We start from the raw sequence: 20,668 nt of genomic DNA on the forward strand, positions 1-20,668 counted from the left end.
GGTGTTCAGGGCAGGAAGCCCAGGGCTGCGCGTGCCTTTCCAATGCCGGGCTCGGCCCAGTGCGCAGCGTACTCGGCGTTGCCGCTCAAGGATCTCAGCTCGGCGCGGTCGACGTACAGGGTGCCGTGCAGGTGGTCGGTCTCGTGCTGGACTATCCGCGCCTGCCAGCCCTCGAATTCACGTTGTGAGCCCAGTCCCTCGGGTGTTTGGAACTGCAGCAGCACGCGTTCATGGCGCACCACCACGGCCTGGAGTCCGCTGAGGGAAAGACACCCTTCAAAGAACGCGGCGGTCTGGTCACCTACGGGGCTGTACCGCGGATTGAGGATCGCCAGAAAGTCCAGCGGGGATCGGTGACGTAGGGCGGCCGCCTCCGGGTCGACGTCGTACTGGTCCTCCAATACGGCCACTTGAAGCGGAATCCCGAGTTGCGGTGCGGCGAGACCGACCCCGGGGGCTTCGTGCATCACTCGGCGCATCACAGCTATCAGCTGCTCGAGTTCACCGGGGCTGATCTGGCCATCGAACAGCGCGGCCTCCTGGCGCAGCACCGGGTGGCCGGCCTGGACAATAGGCGGCAATGACTCTGCTGAGAGAATCGCCTGTACGCATTCCCGGATCTGCGCGGGCGTGAACGGGGTGGGCGGTGAGGCGGCGGTCATGCTGAAATCCTATAGTCGGGGACGCATGAGACGGATGGTTCAGCTAGTGTCGAACCCATGGCTGAACTGATCTCGACGGAACCCTCGCCACGGGAGCACGTCCTGGAATTTGTCCGGACCCTTGAAGTAGGAGGGGGAAGCCAAGCCATCCGGCGCTTCCTGGCCGAGGACTTTGTCCTCCTGGAGGCGCCGCATCTGCTCGCTCCTGAGGGTTCCACCCGGACACTGGAACAGGTTCTTGCCGGTGCTGATCAAAGTGGTCAGGTGGTGTCCGGCCAGAAGTTCGAGATCCGGCGGACCACCTGCGAGGGCGGGCGGGTTGTTGTCGAGGCGGATTGGTCCGCCACGTTACTGATGGACCTGCGGCACTGGGACGCAGGGGAGACCCTTCGCGCCCGGACGTCGTCGGTCTTCGAAGTGCGTGACGGCAGGATCGTCAGCCAGGACAGCTACGACTGCTACTTCCTGAACTCCTGACCGGAACCGGCGGCGGCTCCTGCACTGTCATTGCATGGTGAACCGGCGGGCCACCAGCCTGTTGGCAGCGGGGATGCCGGCAACGGCCCCGATGGCGTGGCTTCTCAGGGCCAGGAGTGGCCGGGGTAAGGGCCGGCCCAACGTCATGTTCACTTCAGACTGCCACCGCGCAAGCCTCGCCGCTTTCCGGCGGCCCGCCGCGTACGCCTGCAGGCGGCGTCCAACGGGTTCCCCGGCCAGAGCGGCGCAAATGAGCGGCGCCAGTTCCGCCGCATCGAGCCAGCCGAGATTCATGCCCTGCCCGCCGATCGGGCTAATCTCGTGGGCGGCATCCCCGATCAGCACCGCACGCCCGGCTACAGACCTCTGGGCCATGGCAGAACGTGGGCTGAAGGCACTGAGCATCGTATTGGTGGCGGGTTCCGGCCGGACTCCGGTGCGGCGGTGCACGATCCGGGCCAGCTCGCCGGCGTCCGGCACCTGGGTGGGCCGGTCCACTCTGGCCACCCAGCGCCGCACACCGCCCGGCAGCGGAAAGGACTCCACGATCCCGCCGGCCTCGAGGTACAGCACGGCCTCCTGACGGTGGCCGCCGGAGTCTTCGAAATCGCCCATGACATAGTGGTCCGGGTAGCTTCTGGGACGTGCCTTGATACCGAGCAGTCCCCGCACGGATGACCGGGAACCGTCAGCGGCGACCAACAGCTGAGCGGACAGCCTGGTGGAGGGGTTCCGGCCGCCAGGGCCGGGGGTGCCGTCAATGGAAACGGTGACCCGGCCGCCGTCGTCCGCTATATCCGTGACCCGGGCGCCCCTTACCAGGGCCGAGCTGTCCAGGTGGTTCACGCGCTCCTCCAGCAGGGTCTCGGTGGTGAACTGGGGGAGTGAGAGGACAAAAGGGAAGCGGTCCGAAACCGGGGCGAAGGACATTGAGCCCAGGGTCCTGCCGCCGCTGATGGCAACGCCGCGGCGGATCTGCACACCCGCTTCCACCATCGTGTCCGCAACTCCCGCGCTCTCCAGCGCGGCGAGGGCAGGCGGGTGGATGCCGATGGCCCGTGAGTGCAGGTCCCGGCCTGTCCGTTGTTCCAGGATCCTGACCTTCACACCTTCCTGAAGGAGCAGCGCGGCGAGATACAGCCCCACCGGACCGCCGCCGACGATCAGCACCTCAACCATGGCGGGCCTGCGTGCTGTGTTGCGCCGGGCGGTGCACCAGCACCTGGTGGAAAGGGGATTGGGGGCGGACGTGCCAGCCGGGGGGAGCGGCGGTGCGCAGTTCCGCAGGTGTGTAGCTGCGGCGGATGGAGACCAGGCCGTCGGGGCGGATAAAGGAGCCGCGGAATGGCAGGGCTGCCAAGGAGAACAGGGCGTAGGCTGCCGGGTTCCGGCGAAGGTCGTTGTGCAGGCACAGTCGGTTGGCCAGATTTTGCGAGTCTGCCAGGAATGCCGCCAGTTCCGCCGGCTGCAGGTGGTGAAGGACGTGGTTGGAGATCACCACGTCATAGCGGCCGCCTTCCCGGACCAGATCAGCGCTGGTTGCCTGGCGGAAGTACATCGACTGCGTTTTCCTCCGGGCTGCGTAGCTGACGGCCCGCGGATCCGGATCGATGCCGGTGATCTCCACCTGCAGGTTGTCCCGCGCGGACCAGCCGGCAAGCAGCTGTGCGACGTCCCCGCCGCCGCATCCGATGTCCAGGACCGTGGTGAGACGATCCGCCGACAGAAGAGGGCGGAGCTCCCGGACATAGAGCAGGCGCCAGCCGGAAAAGAGCCGGTTAACCAGGCCGAACTGCCTGTACGTCCGTTCGAGCCTCACCGGGTCACAGTCCGGCCGGTCCATCATTTCGACGGCGTCAACAGAGCGCTGCCGCATCTGGAACATGCGATCAAGCCAGCGACGCTGTTGCTGCCGTTCGTCGGACCTGCGGGGCGCCACCCGCCACCCGGAGCTTGGTGAACAGGCCTGTCTCCACAGTGAGCCCGGGGCCGAACGCCATGGAGCAGATGCGTTCACCGCCCTCCACAGCGGGCTGCTCCAGGATGTGTCGAAGGACGAAGAGCACGGTGGCGCTGCTCATATTGCCGTAGTCACGCAACGTGTCCCGGGCAGGAACGAGTTGCTGGTCCGTGAGCTCAAGGCGGTTCTGGACCTTGTCCAGGATGCTCCGGCCGCCCGGATGAATGGCCCAATGGCGGATGTCCCGGTAGGGGAGGCCGCTCAGCGCCGGGTCCCGGTCCAAGAGCGGTTTGAGGGCGCCGATGATGTGGTCATCGATGATGTGCGGGACGTAACTGCCGAGGATCATTTCGAAGCCGTGATCGCCGATGTTCCACGCCATGGCTTCCTCGCCCACCGGCGTCAGGACGGTTTCAAAATGGTCCAGCTGCATCAGGGCAGGTGCCTCTGGATCGTCCCGGGACGTCACAATGGCGGCTGCGGCGCCGTCCGCGAACAGAGCCGAACCCATGATGGTGTCCGGATCGTTCGAGGTCCGCACGTGCAGGGAACACAGTTCGGCACACACCACCAGGACGACGGCATCCGGGTCAGCCTCGCAGAACGATTTGGCGGCGCGCAGTGCCGGGAACGCGGCATAACAGCCCATGAAGCCAAGGTGATACCGCTGGACGGCCGGGTCCAGCCCCAGCGCCCGGACAATCTTGTAGTCAGGACCTGGGTTAAAGAAGCCTGTGCAGGAGACCGTAATGACGTGGGTTATGTCAAGCAGCGTAAGGTCCGGGCAGGCCTCGACGGCGGCCCGGGCGGCATCGATGAAGAGTTTGGTGGCTTCGCGGGCGAAGATGTCGTTGCGCACCTGGGTGGTGGGGTTCAGCAGGAGACCGGTTGCGGGATCGAAGAACTGGGGATCGTCCGAGCGGAAGGCCATGGTCATTTCTTCGACCGCTGTATGGCGGGTCCCGATGGCGGCCGAATCAAAGCAGGTGTTCACCAGCCGCGAGCCCAATCTGGTCAGGCCCGGCTGGGCTGCAAAAACATCCCGGGCTTCTGCCTGGATCAGCACAGTGGGCGGAACAGCGGTTTCGAGTGAACGCAGATAGACCGTCATTGGTTCATTCTTGGCGAGCCTCCCCGATTAGACAATGGCAGGGGCAGTCCGGAGCACGAGGATGCTTGGCCCTTGACGGACGTTAGGACCCTGTTGCCGGACAGAGGCGCGGGGCCTGCAATATTCACCGACCCCGCTTCCGTGCCCAGCATGGGACCAATCGACTGTTGCTACTGCTTCAGGAGTGCACTGCCGTAGCCGGCATCGCACTTGCCGTCATGGATGACGCCCGCCCCTGATGCCACAACGTAGTTGCTTGCCGGGTTGAAGACGGCCGTGTGGACGTCGGTGACCTTGCTTGCGCAGTTATCAGCCTCGGCTGAACTCATGCTCTGCCCGCCGATCCACATGTCGATCCAGATGCTGGAGTTGGTGCCGTGCACGTTGGTGCCCTGGTGGCACGGGCCGTTCTCGGGATCGTTGCCGTCGCCGCAGGTGTCTTCAACGATGAAGTAGCGGCGGACGTCCGGAAGGTAGATCCTTGTTCCCGCCGGGAAGTCGAGCACGTCCTGGCCGGTGGCCAGTGAGTGCCCCACGGCGATGGTGATCGGGTCAGCGTACGTGCCGGTGCCGCCCGCAGTCTGGTGCAGTACCGGGTGGCTGATGGCCACCGAGCCTGCCGGGGTGTTGTCGTGCCAGGTGTATGCCGTGGTGTAGGCGGTGTTGACGATCTGCTCGGAGGACGACGCCGGCTGGACCGGCGCGGGGGCGGGCTTTGGAGCTGCAGGGACGACGGCGGCAGCGGCAGCCGGTGCGGGAATGGCAGCCGGTGCGGGAATGGCCGCCGGTGCCGGGCTCGCGGCCTTAGCCTCGGCTTCTGCCTTCCGGGCTGCTGCTTGCTCGGCGGCTGCCTTCTCAGTTTTGGTTTTCTCAGCAGCCGCCTCTGCGGCGGCTTTTTCGACGGTGGCGGCTGCTGCGGCTTTTGCCGCTTTCTCGGCGGCCGCGCGCTGGGAGGCGCCAACCTCGCCGGACTTGTCAGTTCCCGCGCTGGAGCTGACTTCAATCCCGGCGCCGACCGGCACGGAAGACTGAACGGGGGAGGTGGGGGAGCCGGTTACAGCGCCACACGCCGAGGTCGCGAGTAGGACCGAGAGCATGCCGGCGGCCAGCAGATGTTTTCTGCGCATGGAAATAAAGCCTCTTCATCGGTGCGAAAACGGGCGGTCCAACAGGAATAAGTCACGCCCGGATCCTGGCCTGCGGAATGCAAGGCGTTGCCGCCTGGGACTTATCACACGCGAAGAATTGGGGGAGACCTTGCGGTACGTGTGCGCCAACCAGTGACCTAAACGTTACCTTTTTCGTCGCGGGAGAAGCCAATCTTCGGCGTGTCCACCCCCCTAAGTCAGGATGCACCGCGAGGTCGTGGCTGCAAGGCCCACGCTGAACCCTCGTGAATTATGTCAACCTGGTTCATTTTTCGAGCAGGGCATCACCCCAGATCTATCGTGCCCCGGCAGCGATCTAAGCCAGAGATGACCAGCTTGAGGCAATGGTGAAAGGCGACAACGCCTTGCGCCGGCATCCCGCGCATCTAGCGGCTCAAGCTGAACGGCGCCTGATTGCCACGCGGCAGGTTTGATTTGGCAGGGAGACTGCAGGGTGCCTGTTTACTCAGGCTCGGGTATCAGCTTCTCGCAGCTACTTCTACACCGCTCAGAAAACGCCGATAATCTACATTATGTAAAGTAAAGCTGAAAGTGGCCTTCCGCTGGATGTCTTACTCATCCACGGTCAGCACCCGCCGGAAGTCAGAGTCCCGCGACTCGTAAAGATAATCATGACGCGCGAGACGGGTGTAGCGCTGGGGGTCGGCCACCACCGTTAGTTCGGGCACAGCGACATAAGCGGTCGTAATGTCGGCGCTCTCACCGATGGCCAGTTCAAGCCGCCGGATAGGCAGCGTATTGCTCAGCGGTGAGACGGCAATATCCACTTCGCGGGCCGCCTCGAGGTCGTTCCGCTCGCGGCCGTCCACCATCCACACCGTGCCGTCAAATTCGACCCGAAGCGTTCGAGACCCAAGCACGAGGGACAACGAACGAAACTGCCAGCGGTCGTCATGGGGGCGCAGATGACTGATGTCACCGCTTCAAATCCTGGTGCCGCAACTGAATGCCCGCCGCAATGACCTTTGGCCCTTGTCCCAGGCCCCTCCCCCGGCAGAATCTGTCACTATGAAGGCCATGAACCCCGAACCAATGCTGGTCCAGTGCGCTGAGCAGCCCGCCGCCGTCGTGCGCGAACGGGTCCCGATGACTGCCCTGACTGATTTCTTCGGGCGCGTGTACGCCATGGTGGCCGCAGAGGCTGCGAGGCAAGACGTCCAGCTGGCCGGTCCGCCTTTCGCCCTCTACCGCGGGACGCCAGCGGAAACGGTCGACGTCGAAGCGGGCTTTCCGATCAACGGCACCTTCGCGGACACCAGGTCAGTCGTTGGCGGCATCCTCCCTGCGACCGAGGCCTACGAGGCGGTGCACACAGGACCCTACGACACTCTGGAGCGCACCTATACTGCCCTCCAGGAACAGATCAAGGCGGCGGGTAAAACACCTTCGGAAATGATGTGGGAATACTATTTGAACGGTCCCTCGGACGGGCCCGATCCACAGAACTGGCAGACCCGGGTCATATGGCCGGTGGCCTGATGCCCAAGATCCTCAGGCTGCTGCTGGTGGTGTTCGCCATGCTTGTGGGCGGGGCCCCGGCAGCCTTTGCCGTCACCCCGGTGGACGTAGTGGTGGAGGACCGGGCCGGGATCCTGGACCGCAATACGCTGGTCCCGGCAATCAACGCGATCGAGTTCTACTCCCCCACCAAAGTTGCCGTCTACACCTACAACGGAAGCGCCGCAGACAACCTCAATGAAGAGGTTCTCAGGTTTGCCCGCACGGAACACCCGGAGTGGATCAGCGCAGACGGGCAGAAGTGGGCGGACGGGCTGTACATCTTCGCCCTGGACCCGGTGGGGCGGCACGTGGGCACCTACATGGGTGAGGACCGCAAGGTTTCCCTGGAGCTACGCGATGATATCCAGAACGCCACCAAGGACCTCCTGCGGGATGCCCAATGGACGGACGGAACCATCGCCGGGGTCCGGCGCGGTGCCGAACTGATCAACCAGCCCTGGTACCGTTCAGCAGCCTTCGTGATCACGGCGTGGGTGACCGGAGCGCTGGCCGCACTGGGGGCGGGCGCGTGGTTCATTGTGAGGGCCGTAACAAGGGCCGGCAGCCGGAAGGAGGTCGAGCGCGGAGACCGCAGCTACGCCAGCGTCAGCACTGACCTGGACGTCACGGAGCTGAACGCCAGCACCATTCCCGAGGATTCCCGCTACGGCAGCAGTGTCCTCGAAAAGCACCGCACATTCCTCAACCGGTACAACGCCGCCACCGAACTGTCGAACCGCGTTCACGCCCTCACACCCAGGGCCCTCAGCCGCAGATCCAGCCTCAAACTTGCCCGCGAATATGCCGACGCGGCCGCTGAACTCGATGCCCTCGACGACGTCATTGCCGACAGCAATGCGCTGCTGAACCGGGGAAACACCTGGCCCACAGCATGGGACCGGCAACTGGCGCCGTTCCGAAACGACCTGGCGGGACTGGAACAGCTCTTGAACAAACGCAACGGGCAAGGCGACTCAGCCACCGCCGCAGCCCTTCGGTCCTTCCGCGACCAGAGCATCCGCGATATCGAGCACTGGACCGCCCAGCTTGCTGACGGGACAATTACCCCCGAAACGGCACTGGACCGCCTCCGCGATGCGCGTACCCACCTGTCCACGCTCCTGAAGAGCCATGCAGAAACCGTCATCGAGGGCTTTGCCAAAACCGAGCGGGAAGCCAAGCTCATGCGCAAGGAGATGCAGGAGGCTCAGGAAGGCCTGGACCACCGCCGGCGGACCTACGAACCAAGCATCCTTGGAACGGTTTACCCGTCCTACTACTTCTTCTCGGTTCCGGTCTTCAATTCAGGCTTCAACACCGGCGTCGGGAGCGTCAACGCAGCGCGCGGCGGCGGTGGCACCACAGGCTACGGCAGCAGCGGCGGGAGCTTCTCGGGTTCAGGCAGCTCCTCCAGCTTCTAAATGGCCCTTGGTGACCTTTGGCCCTACAGGTACTGACCGCCGCACCGCAGGCTGGAAGCCCAGCCAACAGAGAGGCCAGCCGTGTTAATGTCCAAACCGATCGCCGTCGCCACGAACGACTCCGAGCAAAGCCAGGCGGCGGTGACCTGGGCGGCACAGCGCGCTGCAAGCGCCGGCCTCCCCCTGATCATCCTGCACGTCGTTGACATCCGCTGGGTTGCCGAGCCGATCCCCTGGACCGGCGTGCTGCTGGAAAAGGGCGAAGAGCTCCTGGAGACCGCTGCGGGGCGGGTCCGGGGCACTGTGCCGATCGAGATCACCACGAAACTCCTTGAAGGCAGCGTTGCCGGGGCATTGGGCAAGTATTCGGGGAAAGTGGCCATGCTGGTGGTGGGGTCCGGGGGCACCCATCTGGGCGGTTCGCTGACTGACCGGGCGCTTCAGGTGGCCGCCGCCGCCAAGTGTCCCGTCGCCGTCGTCGGCATGCATGACCTGCAGGGACGCAGCGGAGTGCTGGTAGGCGTTGACGGCTCGGAGGAATCCACGCAGGCAGTCGCGTTCGCCGCCGCCGAGGCAGACCGGCACGGGCAGGAGCTGACAGTGCTGTACGCCTTCAGCGGCCCCAACCGCTGGGTCCGGTCCGGCCTGCCCACCAGCAGCCTTGCTGAACTGATTGTCGAAGAGGAACAGATTGTCCTTTCTGAAGCTGTCTCAGGCCTCCGCGAGGATTACCCGGACCTGGTGGTGCACAAGGTCCTGGAAACCGAGAAGGAGCCCGCCCAGGCACTGGTTGATGCAGCAGCACACGCTCAATTGCTGGTGGTGGGCAGCCGTGGCCGGGGCGGCTTCAAGCGGCTGTTGCTCGGCTCCACAGCGCACGCCGTTTTGACGAACCTGCCGTGCCCGACAGTCATCACACCCGTCCGACGCGTGAAACACCTGAAGTAGGGTCCGGGCAATGCAAAACAACGCATCAGCACCCGAAACCGAGGTCCTGGACATCCACGACTGCTGGAAATGCCTCCGCTCGGCGTCAGTGGGCAGGCTTGCCGTGACCACCGATGCCGGGCCCGAGATTTTCCCGGTGAACTACGTCCCCGATTACGGCACCGTTGTTTTCCGGACCGGGCCCGGCACCAAACTGGACGCCGCGCTGGCAGGCGGACCCGTCGTTTTGGAAGCGGACGGCCTGAACGCCTACGGAACCATTGCGTGGAGTGTGGTGGTCAAAGGAACGGCCAAGGTGGTGGACACTGAGGAAGACATTCGGGAGGCAGCCGAGGCCGGGCTGTCACCGTGGGAGCCGGGCAGCAAGGAGCACCTCGTCCGGATTACGCCGTCGGACGTCACCGGCCGCAGGTTCGTCATCACTGCGCCGGGGAGCTGGTGGCCGCCTTTGGACGCCACAGGAGACGTTGCGCCGAAATCCGGGAGCTGAGCGTACGACGCCGGCGCTCACCTCGCTGCGCCGACGCTGACCCGGGTGCCGCCCACCGCCGTCGGACGTCCTCCGCCGCCGCCGCGCAGCGCCCGGAGGGCGTTCAGGATGGTGGCCAGATCGACCAGTTCCTGGAGCAGCGCGCCGGCAACCGCCGGGATATAGCCGAAGACCGCTGCGATCATCAGGCCGATGCTCAGCAGGATGCCTGTCCAGATGCTGGCCAGCGCAATGCGGATGGTGCGCTGGCCGATGTCAACGGCCAGCGCCGCCTTGGAGAGGTCGTCAAGCATGATGACGACGTCGGCCGACTCGCTGGCCGCGGTGGATCCTTTGGCGCCCATGGCCACGCCAACGTCGGCGGCTGCCAGAACCGGTGCGTCATTGACCCCGTCACCCACCATCATCACTGGCCGTTCCCGCAGCCCGGCGACGACGCTGACTTTGTCACCGGGGAGGCAGCTGGCCTGGAACCGGGAGATCCCGGCCTGCGCAGCAATCTTCTGGGCTGTGGCGGGAGCGTCGCCGGTCAGCAGCAGGGTGTCCTGAATGCCCAGCCGGCGGAGATAGGCAAGGGTGTCCACGGCATTGGCGCGCAGGGGGTCGCTCATGATCAGGGCACCTGCGAACCTGCCGTCCACGCCGACATAGACCGCAAGCTGTCCCCCGCCCAAATCCGCCTCTTCGAACCCCGAGGCAACGGACCGCACAAAGTCAGGCTTGCCGACCACCACCGTCCGGCCGCCACAGCTGGCGGTGACTCCCTGCGTGGCGTGTTCGGTCGCGTTGCTTCCCGGCAACAGGTCCAGGCCGCGGTGCCTGGCAGCATCAATGACCGACGACGCCAGAACGTGCGAGGAGTATTGCTCTGCCGACGCGGCAAGCTGCAGCAGCCGGTCCTCGGAGATCATCCCCCTGGCCGCCTGCGGGACCCATACGCCATGCAGGGTGGGCCGGCCGTGGGTAAGCGTGCCGGTCTTGTCGAAGACTGCCGTCCGCACCCGAGCGAGCTGCTCCAGGGTTCCGCCGTTCTTGATGATGATGCCCGCCTGGGCGGCCCGGCTGGTCCCCGCCAGGAACGCGACAGGAGCGGCGATGAGGAGCGGGCAGGGGGTAGCCACCACCAGCACCTGGGCGAAGCGCACCGGGTCCCCGCTGAAGTACCAGCCCACCCCGGCCAGGGCGAAGGCGAGGAGCGTGAAGGGAACGGCGTACCTGTCAGCGAGCCGGACCACGGGCGGCCGGCTTGCTGCCGCCTCCTGGACCAGCGCCACAATCTGGCTGTACTGGGAGTCCTTGGCCGTGGACGTGGCTTTCATGTGCACGGCATCCTCACCGTTGACGGACCCGCTGAGCAGGGCATCGCCCTCCACGTGTTCGGCAGGAAGGCTCTCACCCGTCAGCGTTGACTCGTCAAAGGCCCCCGTTGCACTCAGCAGCAACCCGTCCACCGGAACCACCTCCGAGGGTTTGACCAAAAGAATGTCGCCAGGGCGGACCTCTCCGGCCGGGATGTCTTCCGGAGGCATGCCCGGCAGTTCGCGGTGGGCTGTTTGCGGAACACGCTCCAGCAGGGATCTGAGCTCGCGGGTGGCCCGGCCCTGGGCGATCTCCTCCAGGGCCTCACCTCCCGCAAGCATCAGCACAATGATCAGGGCGGCGACGTACTCCCCCACCGCCACCGTTGAGGCAATGGCAGTGAGCGCCAGCAGGTCAATTCCCCACCGGCCCCTCAACAATGATTTGACCATCGCGCCGGACCGGAAGACGGCAACGAGCAGGGCGTAGGCGCTCGCAAGCCATTGTGCCGCCGACTCCTGCGACGCTGCCAGGAGCACTGCAACGACCAGTCCCGCCGCTACGGTGGCAGCCACCAGCGGGAAGCGCGCAATGGACGTTCTCAAAGCGCCTAGGGTCATTACTTGACACTAATGCGGCCACGCGGACGCTGCCAGAGGTCTTCGGACCTTAGCCGGTACGCTCAGTGCATGGCAGATGTTCTGGCGGTTGATGGGTTGGTCAAGCGTTACGGCGAACGGACCGTGGTGGATGGCGTTTCTTTCCGCATACGGGCCGGGGAAACGTACGGACTGCTTGGACCGAACGGTGCAGGAAAAACCACAATTATTTCCATGGTGGCCGGTTTGATCCCTGCGGACGCCGGTTCGGTGAAGGTGGCAGGCGAGGCCATGACCCCGTCCACCACGGCCCCCAAGGGAAACATCGGCCTGGTCCCCCAGGAGCTCGCGATCTACCCGGACCTGACGGCACGGGAAAACCTGCGGTTCTTCGGCAGCCTGCAAGGTCTCCCCCGCAAGGAGCTCCGGACCAGGATTGATGAGGTGCTCGAACTTATTGGCCTGGCGGACCGCGCCGGCGAACAGGTTAAGAAGTTCTCGGGAGGCATGAAGCGCCGGCTGAACATCGGGATCGGCCTGCTGCACCGGCCCACGCTGCTGATCCTGGATGAACCGACCGTGGGCGTTGATCCGCAGTCCCGCAACTCCATCCTTGAGTCCGTGGAAGGGCTGGCCACTGAGGGCATGGCCGTCCTCTACACCACCCACTACATGGAAGAGGCCGAACGGTTGTGCGACCGGATCGCCATCATCGACGAAGGCAAGGTCCAGGCGGAAGGCACCCGGGACCAGCTGGTCAGGCTGACGGGCGGCCTTGACCGCATCAACCTCCGCGGCAACGGCAACACCAGCGCGGCAGCGGCGGCACTGCGGTCCGCGCCGGGGGTTCAGAAGGTCGACGGCGACGGGGCGGGACTGATTCTGACAGTCCAGGACGGACCAAGGAACCTGCCGGCACTCGTCACCGGGGCCGGCGAAGCGGGAATGGCTCTGACGGCTGTCGAGATTGCCCGGCCGGACCTCGAATCGGTGTTTCTGCACCTGACCGGCAAAGCCTTACGGGACTGACATGCGGCACATCTGGACAATGGTCGTCAATGACCTCAGGCAACGCGTTCGGGACAAGTCTGTCTTCATCTACTCGCTCCTGGTCCCCCTATCGCTCATGGGCGTCCTGAACCTTGCCTTCGGCGGCCTCGGCAACGAGTCTGTAAACCTCAAGCCGGCCACCGTGATTGCCAGCGCTGAAGACGCCGGTCCGCTGGGCGCCGCGCTGCTCGACTCCTTAGATTCATTGCCGATAATGGACGTCACCGTCAGGCGGGTCGCGGGCGCGGATGTCCGCCAGGAGACCCAAAGCAGCGGAGCCGCACTGGGCCTTGCCATTCCCGCGGACTTCACCGCCGCGGTCACCTCGGGCCGGACCATAACCGTGCAGGTGGTCGAGGGCGAACAGGGCGGGCTCGAAAAAGACGTCCTCATCTCGGTGGTGGACGGCCTCCTGGACCAGTTTGGCGCGGGGGCCGTCACAGCCACCGCCGGCGAACTTGCCGGGCTCCCCCGCGAATCACTGGGCGGACTGGGCCAGCAGACAGCTGCCGGGCCCGCTGCCCTGACGATGTCTGAAGGCCAGGCGTCCGCGGAACAACTCTCGCTGCGGGGCACGCTCGTTGCAGGGCAGACCGGGCTGTTCCTGCTGTTCACCGTCGGATTCGGGGTCCTGGGGCTGCTGGCCGAACGGGAGCAAGGCACCCTGGCCCGCCTGAAATCGACCCCCGTCCCGGCAGGGTCAATCATCACCGCAAAAGCTCTGGTGGGATTCATCCTCGGCATCGCCGCAACAACAGTGCTGCTCGTCGTAGGGACGCTGCTGTTCGGCGTGTCCTTCGGCTCCCCGCTGGTAATTGGACTGCTCGTCGTGAGCGTCGCGGCAGCAGCCACCAGCATGACTTTCATCGTCGCCCGTCTCGTCCGGTCCGCGGAGCAGGCCAACATTGTCCAATCCATCGTTGCCATGGTCCTCGGGATCGCCGGCGGCGCGTTCTTCCCCATTGAAGCCACGGGCGTCATCGCCACCATCATGGACCTGAACCCCGTTGGCGCGTTCATCCGTGGTTTGGGCATTTCTGCGGGTGGCGGCGGACCGGCGGAGGTAGCAGTGCCGCTGGCCGTCATGCTGGGCTTTGCCGCCGTCTGCACGCTGGCATCCAGGCTCATACCTGACAGGGGAACCCGCGCATGATCAGCATCCTGGCAATCGGGGGCGTGGAAATCCGGCGCTTCCTCCGCGACAGGTCAAACGTCTTCTTCGTGTTCATCTTTCCCCTGCTCCTGATACTCCTGCTCGGCTCCCAGTTCGGCGCTGGCAGCGGACAGGCCCACGTTTCGCTGGCGGGCGGGACAGGCTCGGAACTGGCAAAACAGCTTACCGGGAAGCTTGAGGCGGACGGACTCAAAGTCAGCTCCGGCCGCCCCGAAACAGTGAGGGCAGAGCTGAGCCGCGGACGGACCGACGTCGGGGTTTTCATCGACGACGCCACCGCTGCAGCTTTCGACTCCGGCCTGCCGGCTGATCTTGAAGTGGTGATGTCCTCCCAATCAGGAGCCCAGGCGGCGCTTCAGCGGGTGCGCGCCTCAGTGCAGGCCGTGGCCACTGAACAGCGGCAGCAAGCCGTCCTCGAGGACGCCGGCGTCGACGCCGCGCAGGCGGCCGAAGCGCTGAAGCAGGCCAGTGCGTCGGTGCAGCCTCCCCGGCTTGAGATCATTGATGTGGACAACGTCTCCCGGGTTTTCACCGGCCTGGGCCAGTTCGATCTTGGCGCTGCCCAGCAGCTGCTGCTGTTCGTCTTCCTCAGCTCCCTCACCGGTTCAACCACCCTGATCCAGGCCCGCCGGCTGGGGGTCATCGCACGGGTCATGGCCGCTCCCGTGGCAAGTTGGCGGGTGATCGCCGGGCAGGCGCTGGGCCGTTTTGGCATCGCCGTGGTCCAGGGCGGATACATTATGCTCGGCACTGCCCTGCTGTTCGGCGTCGACTGGGGAAATCCCGTCCTGGCCGGCCTGATCCTTGGCGTCTTCTCCGCAGTGGCTGCTGCGGCCGCCATGGTCATCGGCTCGGTACTGGACAACGACTCCGCTGCATCCGGGATCGGCGTCGGCCTCGGGTTGGTGCTCGGCGGCCTGGGCGGTTCCATGGTGCCGCCGGAGTTCTTCTCCGAAAACCTCCAGGCCGTCTCCCGCGCCACGCCGCACCGCTGGGCCTACGACGCCTTCGCCGAGATCCAACGGCACGACGGCGGGCTGATGGACATCCTTCCACAGCTGGGCGTCCTGGCTGCCATGGCCGCCGGGCTGCTGGTGCTGGGCGCGCTGTTGCTTCGCCGGAGCCTTAGCCGGGCCCTGTAGGGTTCGGCGACGCAGGAGCCTGGGGAGCCGGACCGGGCGGCGGGCCTTGGGACGGGACCGGCGGTGGGACCCTGACGACGCCGCCTGCATCTGGCTGCCAGTCGGGATCTGCGGGGCTGCCGTGGGCCTCCCTGCCGCCCTGGTCCAGGCGGAATGGCGGGTATTCATCACGCATCAGCGCGACGTAGGTCATGACCCGGTAAATCCAGCGGTTGAAGCCCATCAGCAGGTCGAAAAGCGGCCGCTGGTAGCGGCCGCTGAACAACAGGATCACTGCTGCGACAAGCACCAGGAAACTGAACAGGGAAAACCCGCTTCCGGTCTCATACCTGACTCCCGGGTTTTGCGGGTCGGTCCAGCGGACGGTGCTGGCGCCCGTCAGCGCCGCAATGATCAGCAGATGCGGCAGTGCAAGGAGCCACCACTTGACCAATACCAGCCCGCGGGACAGCCGCTCGGGGTAGTCAACCTCGAAATCGGCGGGATAGTCGGTCTTGGCCAGGGTGAACGGCGGATACCTGTCTGTTCCCAATGCGCTGTAGGCATAGAACCCCACACGCCAACTCCAGCGCATGACACCCACATTGAAATTGAACAGGGATCGCGGGTAACGGGCCGTGAAGAGGATGGCGAAGCCAGCGATGACCGTAACGATGAAGAAGGCAAACCAGAGGAATATCAAGACAATGAAGTGCGGTATGGCGAGGAACCATTTCACCAGCCACATCCACCTGGACAACACGGGATCCAGATCACCCCTGAGCCTGGCCGGATAGGGCGCCGTGTCAACTGCAGGGGCAACGGCCGGTGTCTGCGCGGATGGACTCTGGTAGGCCAATGGCTGAGCCCCGGGGCCGGGCGGCACTGGTGAACCGGAAGAGGGCGGCACCGCGGCCCCCGGGTAGGGCGCTGCGGTGGAACCCGGGTACTGTCCCGGGCCCGACGGCGGTGCTGGAGTGTGCCTGCCCAGCCCCTGGGCTCCGAAAATCAGGAGCGGAACGCCGAGCACCAGGAGGATGGCGCCGCCTGCCAGCAGTCCCGCCGCTATCGGTCCGAACAGCTCGGACCGGAACCCGGCCTGCAGGTCCACTGCAACCCCCGGGCTGGCATCAGCGTTCATGACCACCACTGACCAGTCACCGGCCGCTATGTTCCAGTTGAACTCCCTCTCGCCACTTCCGGTCGAGGAGGCGGCCCAGAAGTCCTGCTCTGTGGGTGCAGGCGGCTGCGCGGTGCCCTGGATCTCCCGGTACTCCACATTGAAGGGACGGAAACTTACGTCGCGCAGCTCAGAGAAGTTGGACCCGGCAAGGTAGCGGTCCACGTCAGCCCTGGGCCCTATGCCGACGAAAATATCCTTTCCGGGATTGGCCGATTCAGCCCTGATCCGAATGCTGCCCACATCAAAGGGAAGCGGCCCCGGGTAGGCATCGTCGCGCATGCCCTCCGCGCGGGCGGAAACAATGGCAGTGGAACCGACGGCGAACCGCTCCCTCGGAGAGGTGAGATAGCCGCCGTCGTTCTGGCGTGAGTTGATCCACGAAGTGCCGATGCCCCCGAAGAGGAGCCCAACGCCGATCATCGACAAGAGTATGCCGAGAACGAGCATGGTGATGGAACGGGCTTTCATGTCGACCTCCCGACATTGACGGAGCATTTCAGCCCAGCCCCAGCCGTACCGAGTCTCCTCCAGCGTTATGCCACACCATGCCGGGCCAATAGGGCCGAAAGTCACCCCCGTGACAAATCACCGCGGGCGGCGGGGCTTTCGTCCCTGTTGCCCGAACCCGCCCCGTTATCTACTGGAAGACACGCACGCCGTCTGCGGACCGGAAGAGAGCAGCAATGACAAACATCAGCATTCTCGGCAGCGGAAAAATGGCGCGGGCGCTCGCGGTCACCATGCTGCGGGGGAACAACCCGGTGCAGATCCTGGGCCGGGACGGCGCCAAGACCCGCTCCCTGGTGGAGGGGCTCGGACCTGGTGCCACCGGCGGCATAGTAGGCGCAGACCTCACCGGCGCAATCGTCTTCCTTGCCATTCCGCACAAGGAAGTGCATGCGGCCGTCCTCGAGGCGGGAGATTCGCTCGACGGACGGGTAGTGGTGGACATCAGCAACCCGGTGGATCCGGCTACATTCGACCAGCTGACCGTGCCGCCGGGTACCTCGGCGGCCGAGGAAACCGCCAGGATGCTCAACGGACGTGCTGAGGTGGTCAAGGCCTTCAACACCACGTTCCCCGGGACCCTGGAGGCAGGACAGGTCGGTGGCCAACACCTTGATGTGTTCATCGCCGGGGACTCGGAGCAGGCAAAGGAAAAGGTCAGCGCTGTGGCAGCAGCCGGCGGCCTGAGGCCCATTGACGTTGGCCCGCTGCGCCGCTCGCGGGAATTGGAAGCGATCATGCTCATCGTGATGGGTCTGCAGGTCAACCCGGAGCATGAGCACTTCAACTGGGACACTGCCCTTCGGATATTTCCGTGACGGCGGGCCGGGCGCCTTGTGGCAATATGGCCCGTACTAAAGAATGATTCATTGCGGTACCCACAGGACAAAACGGAAGGGACGACATGAATGCTTCGGCATCACCGGCGCAGGCGGAGTCGTCATCCAATTCAGCCATCCGGGTTTTCGTCCTGGACGACCATGAACTGGTGCGGCGTGGCCTCCAGGACCTGTTGGAAAGTGAAGGTTTCGTCGTCGTCGGCATGTCCGGCTCGGCGGCGGAAGCAACGCGGAGGATTCCGGCACTGCGTCCTGACGTGGCCATCCTGGACGCCCGGCTGCCTGACGGAACCGGCATTGAAGTTTGCCGGGACGTGCATTCGGTTGACCAGACAATCAACTGCCTGATTCTGACGAGTTACGACGACGAGCAGGCCCTGCGCGGAGCGGTGCTGGCTGGGGCGTCCGGCTACGTCCTCAAGGAGATCGGCGGCTCGGACCTGATCGGTGCGCTGCGCAGGACGGCCCGGGGTGAATCCCTGTTTGATGCCAACCTCAAGGCGAGGATCATCCAGGGGTTGGCCGAACCGGAGCGGGTGGATCCGAGATTGGCGACATTGACGCCCCAGGAACGGCGGGTACTCGAACTCGTGGGCGAAGGCCTAACCAACCGCCAGATCGGCGAGCGGATGCTCCTCGCAGAGAAAACGGTAAAGAACTACGTCTCATCGCTGCTTGCGAAGCTTGGTTTCGAACGGCGGACCCAGGCCGCAGTGCATGTTGCACAGTACTCGCCACCGGAATCCTAAAAGGGGCAGTCGCGAACCAGGCGATCAGAACACCGGGGCGGTCCACGTCAGCGAGGTCCCGGATTCAGGGGCGCTAACGACATCCAGGGTTCCGCCCATGGATCGCGCCCTGTGTTCCATATTGGTGAGTCCGTTGCCCGGCACCGCTGCTGCAAAGCCTTCCCCATTGTCCTGGATGTGGACGGAAACGTGGCCGTCGTCCACGGACACAGTAACCCGGATGGAATCCGCTCCCGAGTGGCGGACAGCATTGCTCACGCCCTCGGTGATGACCGCCAGTACATTCGCGGCCGTCTCCTCGTCCCGGACGGCGTCAATGGCACCCGTCAGCGTCAGAAGGGGGACAAACGGGAGGGACTGGGTGCTGCTGCGGACGGTTTGGAGGATGCGGCTGCTAAGAAGCTCCTTGCCTGTCTCGGAGTCACTTAGCGAATAGATGGTGTTGCGGAGCTCCCGGATAGTCTCGTCCAGTTCGTCGGTGACGGTCTGGATGGTTGCGGCCCCGGAATCATCGGTCAGGTAGCGCCGCAGGCTTTGAATACTGAGCCCAGCCGCGAACAGCCGTTGGATCACAAGGTCATGGAGATCCCGGGCAATTCTGTCCCTGTCACTGAAAACCGCAATCTGTTCCCGCATCCGGTGGGCACGCGCCAATTCAAGCGCCAGGGCCACGTGCGAGCCGAACACCGGGGCCATTTCAATGTCCGTGGTGGTGAACGTCCCCGACGGAACTTCCCGCAGAAGAACCAACAAACCGTGATGGGTTCCGTGGGCGCTCAGATCGATGGCGAGCAGCCGGCTGGGAACCGGTAGGTCGCAGGCGCCCAGTACCGACGCAGCATCCTGGAAAGTGACGGCCCGGCCCGTGGCAACCACGCTGTTGATCCCGTCCGAATCAAGCGACAGCAGCCGCCCCAGCCACTGCGAAGGGCTGTTTCCTGCGGCTCCTGCCACGCGGAAGTGTGCTGCGCTGCCGTGTGGCTGATGGTTCTGTGCTGCCCTCCCCTGGGCTGTGTTTTCCTGTACCAGGATGAGGGCCAGAGCCGAATTGGACTCCCGGAGAGCCCTGGCCGCAATCATGTCCAGTCCCCCGTTCTGGCCCGCCGGGCCGTCCTCAAAACCCATCATCCGTCCGGTCACATCCATACACGCCTGGAGCCAGGCGGCCCGGCGGCGTGCGTCCTCGAAAAGCCTGGCATTTTCGATTGCGACGCCGGCGGCAGCGGCTAGCGCCTCAGCCAGTTGTTCGTCGTCGTCGGTGAAGTCCCCGCCCCCCATCTTCTGCGTCAGGTAAAGATTGCCGAAAACGGCGTCCCGGACCCGGATGGGGACGCCCAGGAACGACTTCATCGGTGGATGATTCGGGGGAAACCCGTATGCGTCCGGGTGCTGGCTTAGATCATGCAGCCGCAAGGGTTTGGGGTCGCGGATCAGCAGGCCCAGAACGCCATGACCGGTGGGAAGGGGCCCGATACGCCTGGCGAGTTCGTCGTCGATGCCCACTGTAATGAAATGGCTCAGGTCGCGATCGGCGCCGATAACCCCCAACGCCCCGTACTCAGCCTGGACCAGCTGGCAGGCTGAGCTGACAACACGGTGCAGAACGGTTTCAAGGCTGAGGTCCTCGGCGAGTGCCACAACGGCATTCAGCAGGCCCTGCATCCGTTGGTTTGCGCTTTCCGGTTCGTCTGCGGATTCCACGAAGTCTGTCAGGATCTCTCCTATTCGGGCACCCGTCCCGGGTGGATGATTCTTCCTGCTGGTCTGGAACAGATCGCTCACGGAAACCGCCTTCCGCGGAATGTACCGCATGCGAAGGTCCACCGGCTGCTGCAGTTGCTCACAGAATATCGCTCCCGGCCCGATTCACCTATGCCCGCGGGCCGATTAGGGGTCTTTATGCCCTAGATGGGGGTTTGGGGGTTCCGTAGGATCTTGGCCATGACTGCAGATGCACCTCTTCCGGAAACCGCAGAGCTCCTACCGAAGGACTGCTGGCAGCTGTTGCGCGGTGATTCGGTGGGCCGCCTGGCCGTCTGGGTAAATGATCATCCCGAGATCTTTCCCATCAACTACAAGGTCGATCACGAGTCCCTGGTCTTCCGCACGGGTGCCGGCACCAAGCTGGCCTCTTCACTGGGTAAGCAGGTGGCCCTGGAGGCTGATGGGGCCGACACGGACAAGGGTGTCGCCTGGAGCGTGATCGTCAAAGGCCAGGCCACAGCCCTGAGCCGGACTCCCGAGGTCATGGACTCTATTGGCCAGTTGCTCTTTCCCTGGGAAACAGGCCGTAAGGACCATTTCATCCGGATAGTGCCGGAGAGTGTCAGCGGCCGGCGATTCAAGATTGCGGCCCCCCTGACCTGGGGCGGTTCGTTGGATGAGGCCACCCGGGCAGGTCTGGAGTAA

General features: G+C 64.8%; 20 protein-coding genes. 11 read left to right on the top strand and 9 right to left on the bottom strand.

The annotated features are described in order from the left end of the window. Positions 1-5: 5 nt before the first annotated feature. Positions 6-662 carry a peptide deformylase gene (locus ACP7AX_RS07330; RefSeq protein WP_426225940.1) on the bottom strand — a complete coding sequence of 219 codons (657 nt, stop codon included), beginning with the start codon at positions 660-662 and terminating at the stop codon, positions 6-8. Between the two features lie 57 nt (positions 663-719). On the opposite strand from ACP7AX_RS07330, the gene ACP7AX_RS07335 reads away from it, so the two are divergent. Then, the gene (locus tag ACP7AX_RS07335) at positions 720-1,139 is read left to right on the top strand and encodes a nuclear transport factor 2 family protein (RefSeq protein ID WP_426225941.1); all 420 of its coding nucleotides are present in this window, start codon (positions 720-722) and stop codon (positions 1,137-1,139) included. Between the two features lie 27 nt (positions 1,140-1,166). Here ACP7AX_RS07335 and ACP7AX_RS07340 read toward each other — a convergent pair whose 3' ends face one another. From ACP7AX_RS07340 to ACP7AX_RS07360, 5 genes are all read right to left on the bottom strand, one after another. Continuing rightward, a complete protein-coding gene (locus tag ACP7AX_RS07340; protein ID WP_426225942.1) occupies positions 1,167-2,318 on the bottom strand; it encodes an FAD-dependent oxidoreductase in 1,152 nt (383 codons plus the stop codon). Further along, on the bottom strand, positions 2,311-3,015 hold the full coding sequence (locus ACP7AX_RS07345) for a class I SAM-dependent methyltransferase (protein ID WP_426226002.1): 705 nt from the start codon (positions 3,013-3,015) through the stop codon (positions 2,311-2,313). Before ACP7AX_RS07345 ends, ACP7AX_RS07340 begins: the two co-directional genes overlap by 8 nt. Positions 3,016-3,028: 13 nt before the next feature. Then, positions 3,029-4,210, bottom strand: coding sequence for a type III polyketide synthase (locus ACP7AX_RS07350; RefSeq protein WP_426225943.1), 1,182 nt, complete (start codon positions 4,208-4,210; stop codon positions 3,029-3,031). 170 nt (positions 4,211-4,380) lie between these two features. Beyond that, a complete protein-coding gene (locus ACP7AX_RS07355) occupies positions 4,381-5,337 on the bottom strand; it encodes a hypothetical protein (protein WP_426225944.1) in 957 nt (318 codons plus the stop codon). Positions 5,338-5,930: 593 nt separating this feature from the next. Continuing rightward, on the bottom strand, positions 5,931-6,293 hold the full coding sequence (locus ACP7AX_RS07360) for a putative glycolipid-binding domain-containing protein (protein ID WP_426226003.1): 363 nt from the start codon (positions 6,291-6,293) through the stop codon (positions 5,931-5,933). A 103-nt stretch (positions 6,294-6,396) separates the two neighbouring features. Here ACP7AX_RS07360 and ACP7AX_RS07365 point away from each other — a divergent pair, with 103 nt between their 5' ends. From ACP7AX_RS07365 to ACP7AX_RS07380, 4 genes are all read left to right on the top strand, one after another. Next, positions 6,397-6,858, top strand: a complete 462-nt coding sequence (locus ACP7AX_RS07365; RefSeq protein ID WP_426225945.1) for a GyrI-like domain-containing protein — start codon at positions 6,397-6,399, stop codon at positions 6,856-6,858. Next, positions 6,858-8,300, top strand: coding sequence for a DUF5129 domain-containing protein (locus ACP7AX_RS07370; protein ID WP_426225946.1), 1,443 nt, complete (start codon positions 6,858-6,860; stop codon positions 8,298-8,300). Before ACP7AX_RS07365 ends, ACP7AX_RS07370 begins: the two co-directional genes overlap by 1 nt. A gap of 87 nt (positions 8,301-8,387) precedes the next feature. Then, on the top strand, positions 8,388-9,248 hold the full coding sequence (locus ACP7AX_RS07375) for a universal stress protein (protein ID WP_426225947.1): 861 nt from the start codon (positions 8,388-8,390) through the stop codon (positions 9,246-9,248). Positions 9,249-9,258: 10 nt separating this feature from the next. Beyond that, the gene (locus ACP7AX_RS07380; RefSeq protein WP_426225948.1) at positions 9,259-9,738 is read left to right on the top strand and encodes a pyridoxamine 5'-phosphate oxidase family protein; all 480 of its coding nucleotides are present in this window, start codon (positions 9,259-9,261) and stop codon (positions 9,736-9,738) included. Between the two features lie 17 nt (positions 9,739-9,755). Here ACP7AX_RS07380 and ACP7AX_RS07385 read toward each other — a convergent pair whose 3' ends face one another. Next, positions 9,756-11,657: a heavy metal translocating P-type ATPase gene (locus ACP7AX_RS07385; RefSeq protein ID WP_426225949.1), complete on the bottom strand. Its 1,902-nt coding sequence runs from the start codon at positions 11,655-11,657 to the stop codon at positions 9,756-9,758. A gap of 69 nt (positions 11,658-11,726) precedes the next feature. On the opposite strand from ACP7AX_RS07385, the gene ACP7AX_RS07390 reads away from it, so the two are divergent. The 3 genes from ACP7AX_RS07390 to ACP7AX_RS07400 are packed head-to-tail and all read left to right on the top strand — an operon-like array spanning position 11,727 to position 15,002. Next, positions 11,727-12,665 (top strand): ABC transporter ATP-binding protein, encoded by a 939-nt coding sequence (locus tag ACP7AX_RS07390; protein WP_426225950.1) that lies wholly within the window; start codon positions 11,727-11,729, stop codon positions 12,663-12,665. Between the two features lies 1 nt (position 12,666). Continuing rightward, positions 12,667-13,839, top strand: coding sequence for an ABC transporter permease (locus tag ACP7AX_RS07395; RefSeq protein WP_426225951.1), 1,173 nt, complete (start codon positions 12,667-12,669; stop codon positions 13,837-13,839). Beyond that, positions 13,836-15,002, top strand: a complete 1,167-nt coding sequence (locus ACP7AX_RS07400; RefSeq protein ID WP_131681354.1) for an ABC transporter permease — start codon at positions 13,836-13,838, stop codon at positions 15,000-15,002. The genes ACP7AX_RS07395 and ACP7AX_RS07400 overlap by 4 nt, the downstream gene beginning before the upstream one ends. Here the strand turns inward: ACP7AX_RS07400 and ACP7AX_RS07405 are convergent. Next, positions 14,986-16,632, bottom strand: a complete 1,647-nt coding sequence (locus ACP7AX_RS07405; protein WP_426225952.1) for a DUF4389 domain-containing protein — start codon at positions 16,630-16,632, stop codon at positions 14,986-14,988. The two genes, ACP7AX_RS07400 and ACP7AX_RS07405, sit on opposite strands and share 17 nt — an antisense overlap. A gap of 215 nt (positions 16,633-16,847) precedes the next feature. Here ACP7AX_RS07405 and ACP7AX_RS07410 point away from each other — a divergent pair, with 215 nt between their 5' ends. After that, entirely contained in the window at positions 16,848-17,489 is a 642-nt protein-coding gene (locus ACP7AX_RS07410) for an NADPH-dependent F420 reductase (protein WP_426225953.1), read from the top strand. An 86-nt stretch (positions 17,490-17,575) separates the two neighbouring features. Then, the gene (locus tag ACP7AX_RS07415; protein ID WP_426225954.1) at positions 17,576-18,259 is read left to right on the top strand and encodes a response regulator; all 684 of its coding nucleotides are present in this window, start codon (positions 17,576-17,578) and stop codon (positions 18,257-18,259) included. A 24-nt stretch (positions 18,260-18,283) separates the two neighbouring features. Here ACP7AX_RS07415 and ACP7AX_RS07420 read toward each other — a convergent pair whose 3' ends face one another. Beyond that, the gene (locus ACP7AX_RS07420) at positions 18,284-20,041 is read right to left on the bottom strand and encodes a GAF domain-containing protein (RefSeq protein WP_426225955.1); all 1,758 of its coding nucleotides are present in this window, start codon (positions 20,039-20,041) and stop codon (positions 18,284-18,286) included. Between the two features lie 159 nt (positions 20,042-20,200). On the opposite strand from ACP7AX_RS07420, the gene ACP7AX_RS07425 reads away from it, so the two are divergent. Next, positions 20,201-20,668, top strand: a complete 468-nt coding sequence (locus tag ACP7AX_RS07425; RefSeq protein ID WP_131681350.1) for a pyridoxamine 5'-phosphate oxidase family protein — start codon at positions 20,201-20,203, stop codon at positions 20,666-20,668.

It is taken from the genome of Pseudarthrobacter sp. DSP2-3-2b1 (assembly GCF_049895945.1).
Classification (GTDB): Bacteria; Actinomycetota; Actinomycetes; order Actinomycetales; family Micrococcaceae; genus Arthrobacter.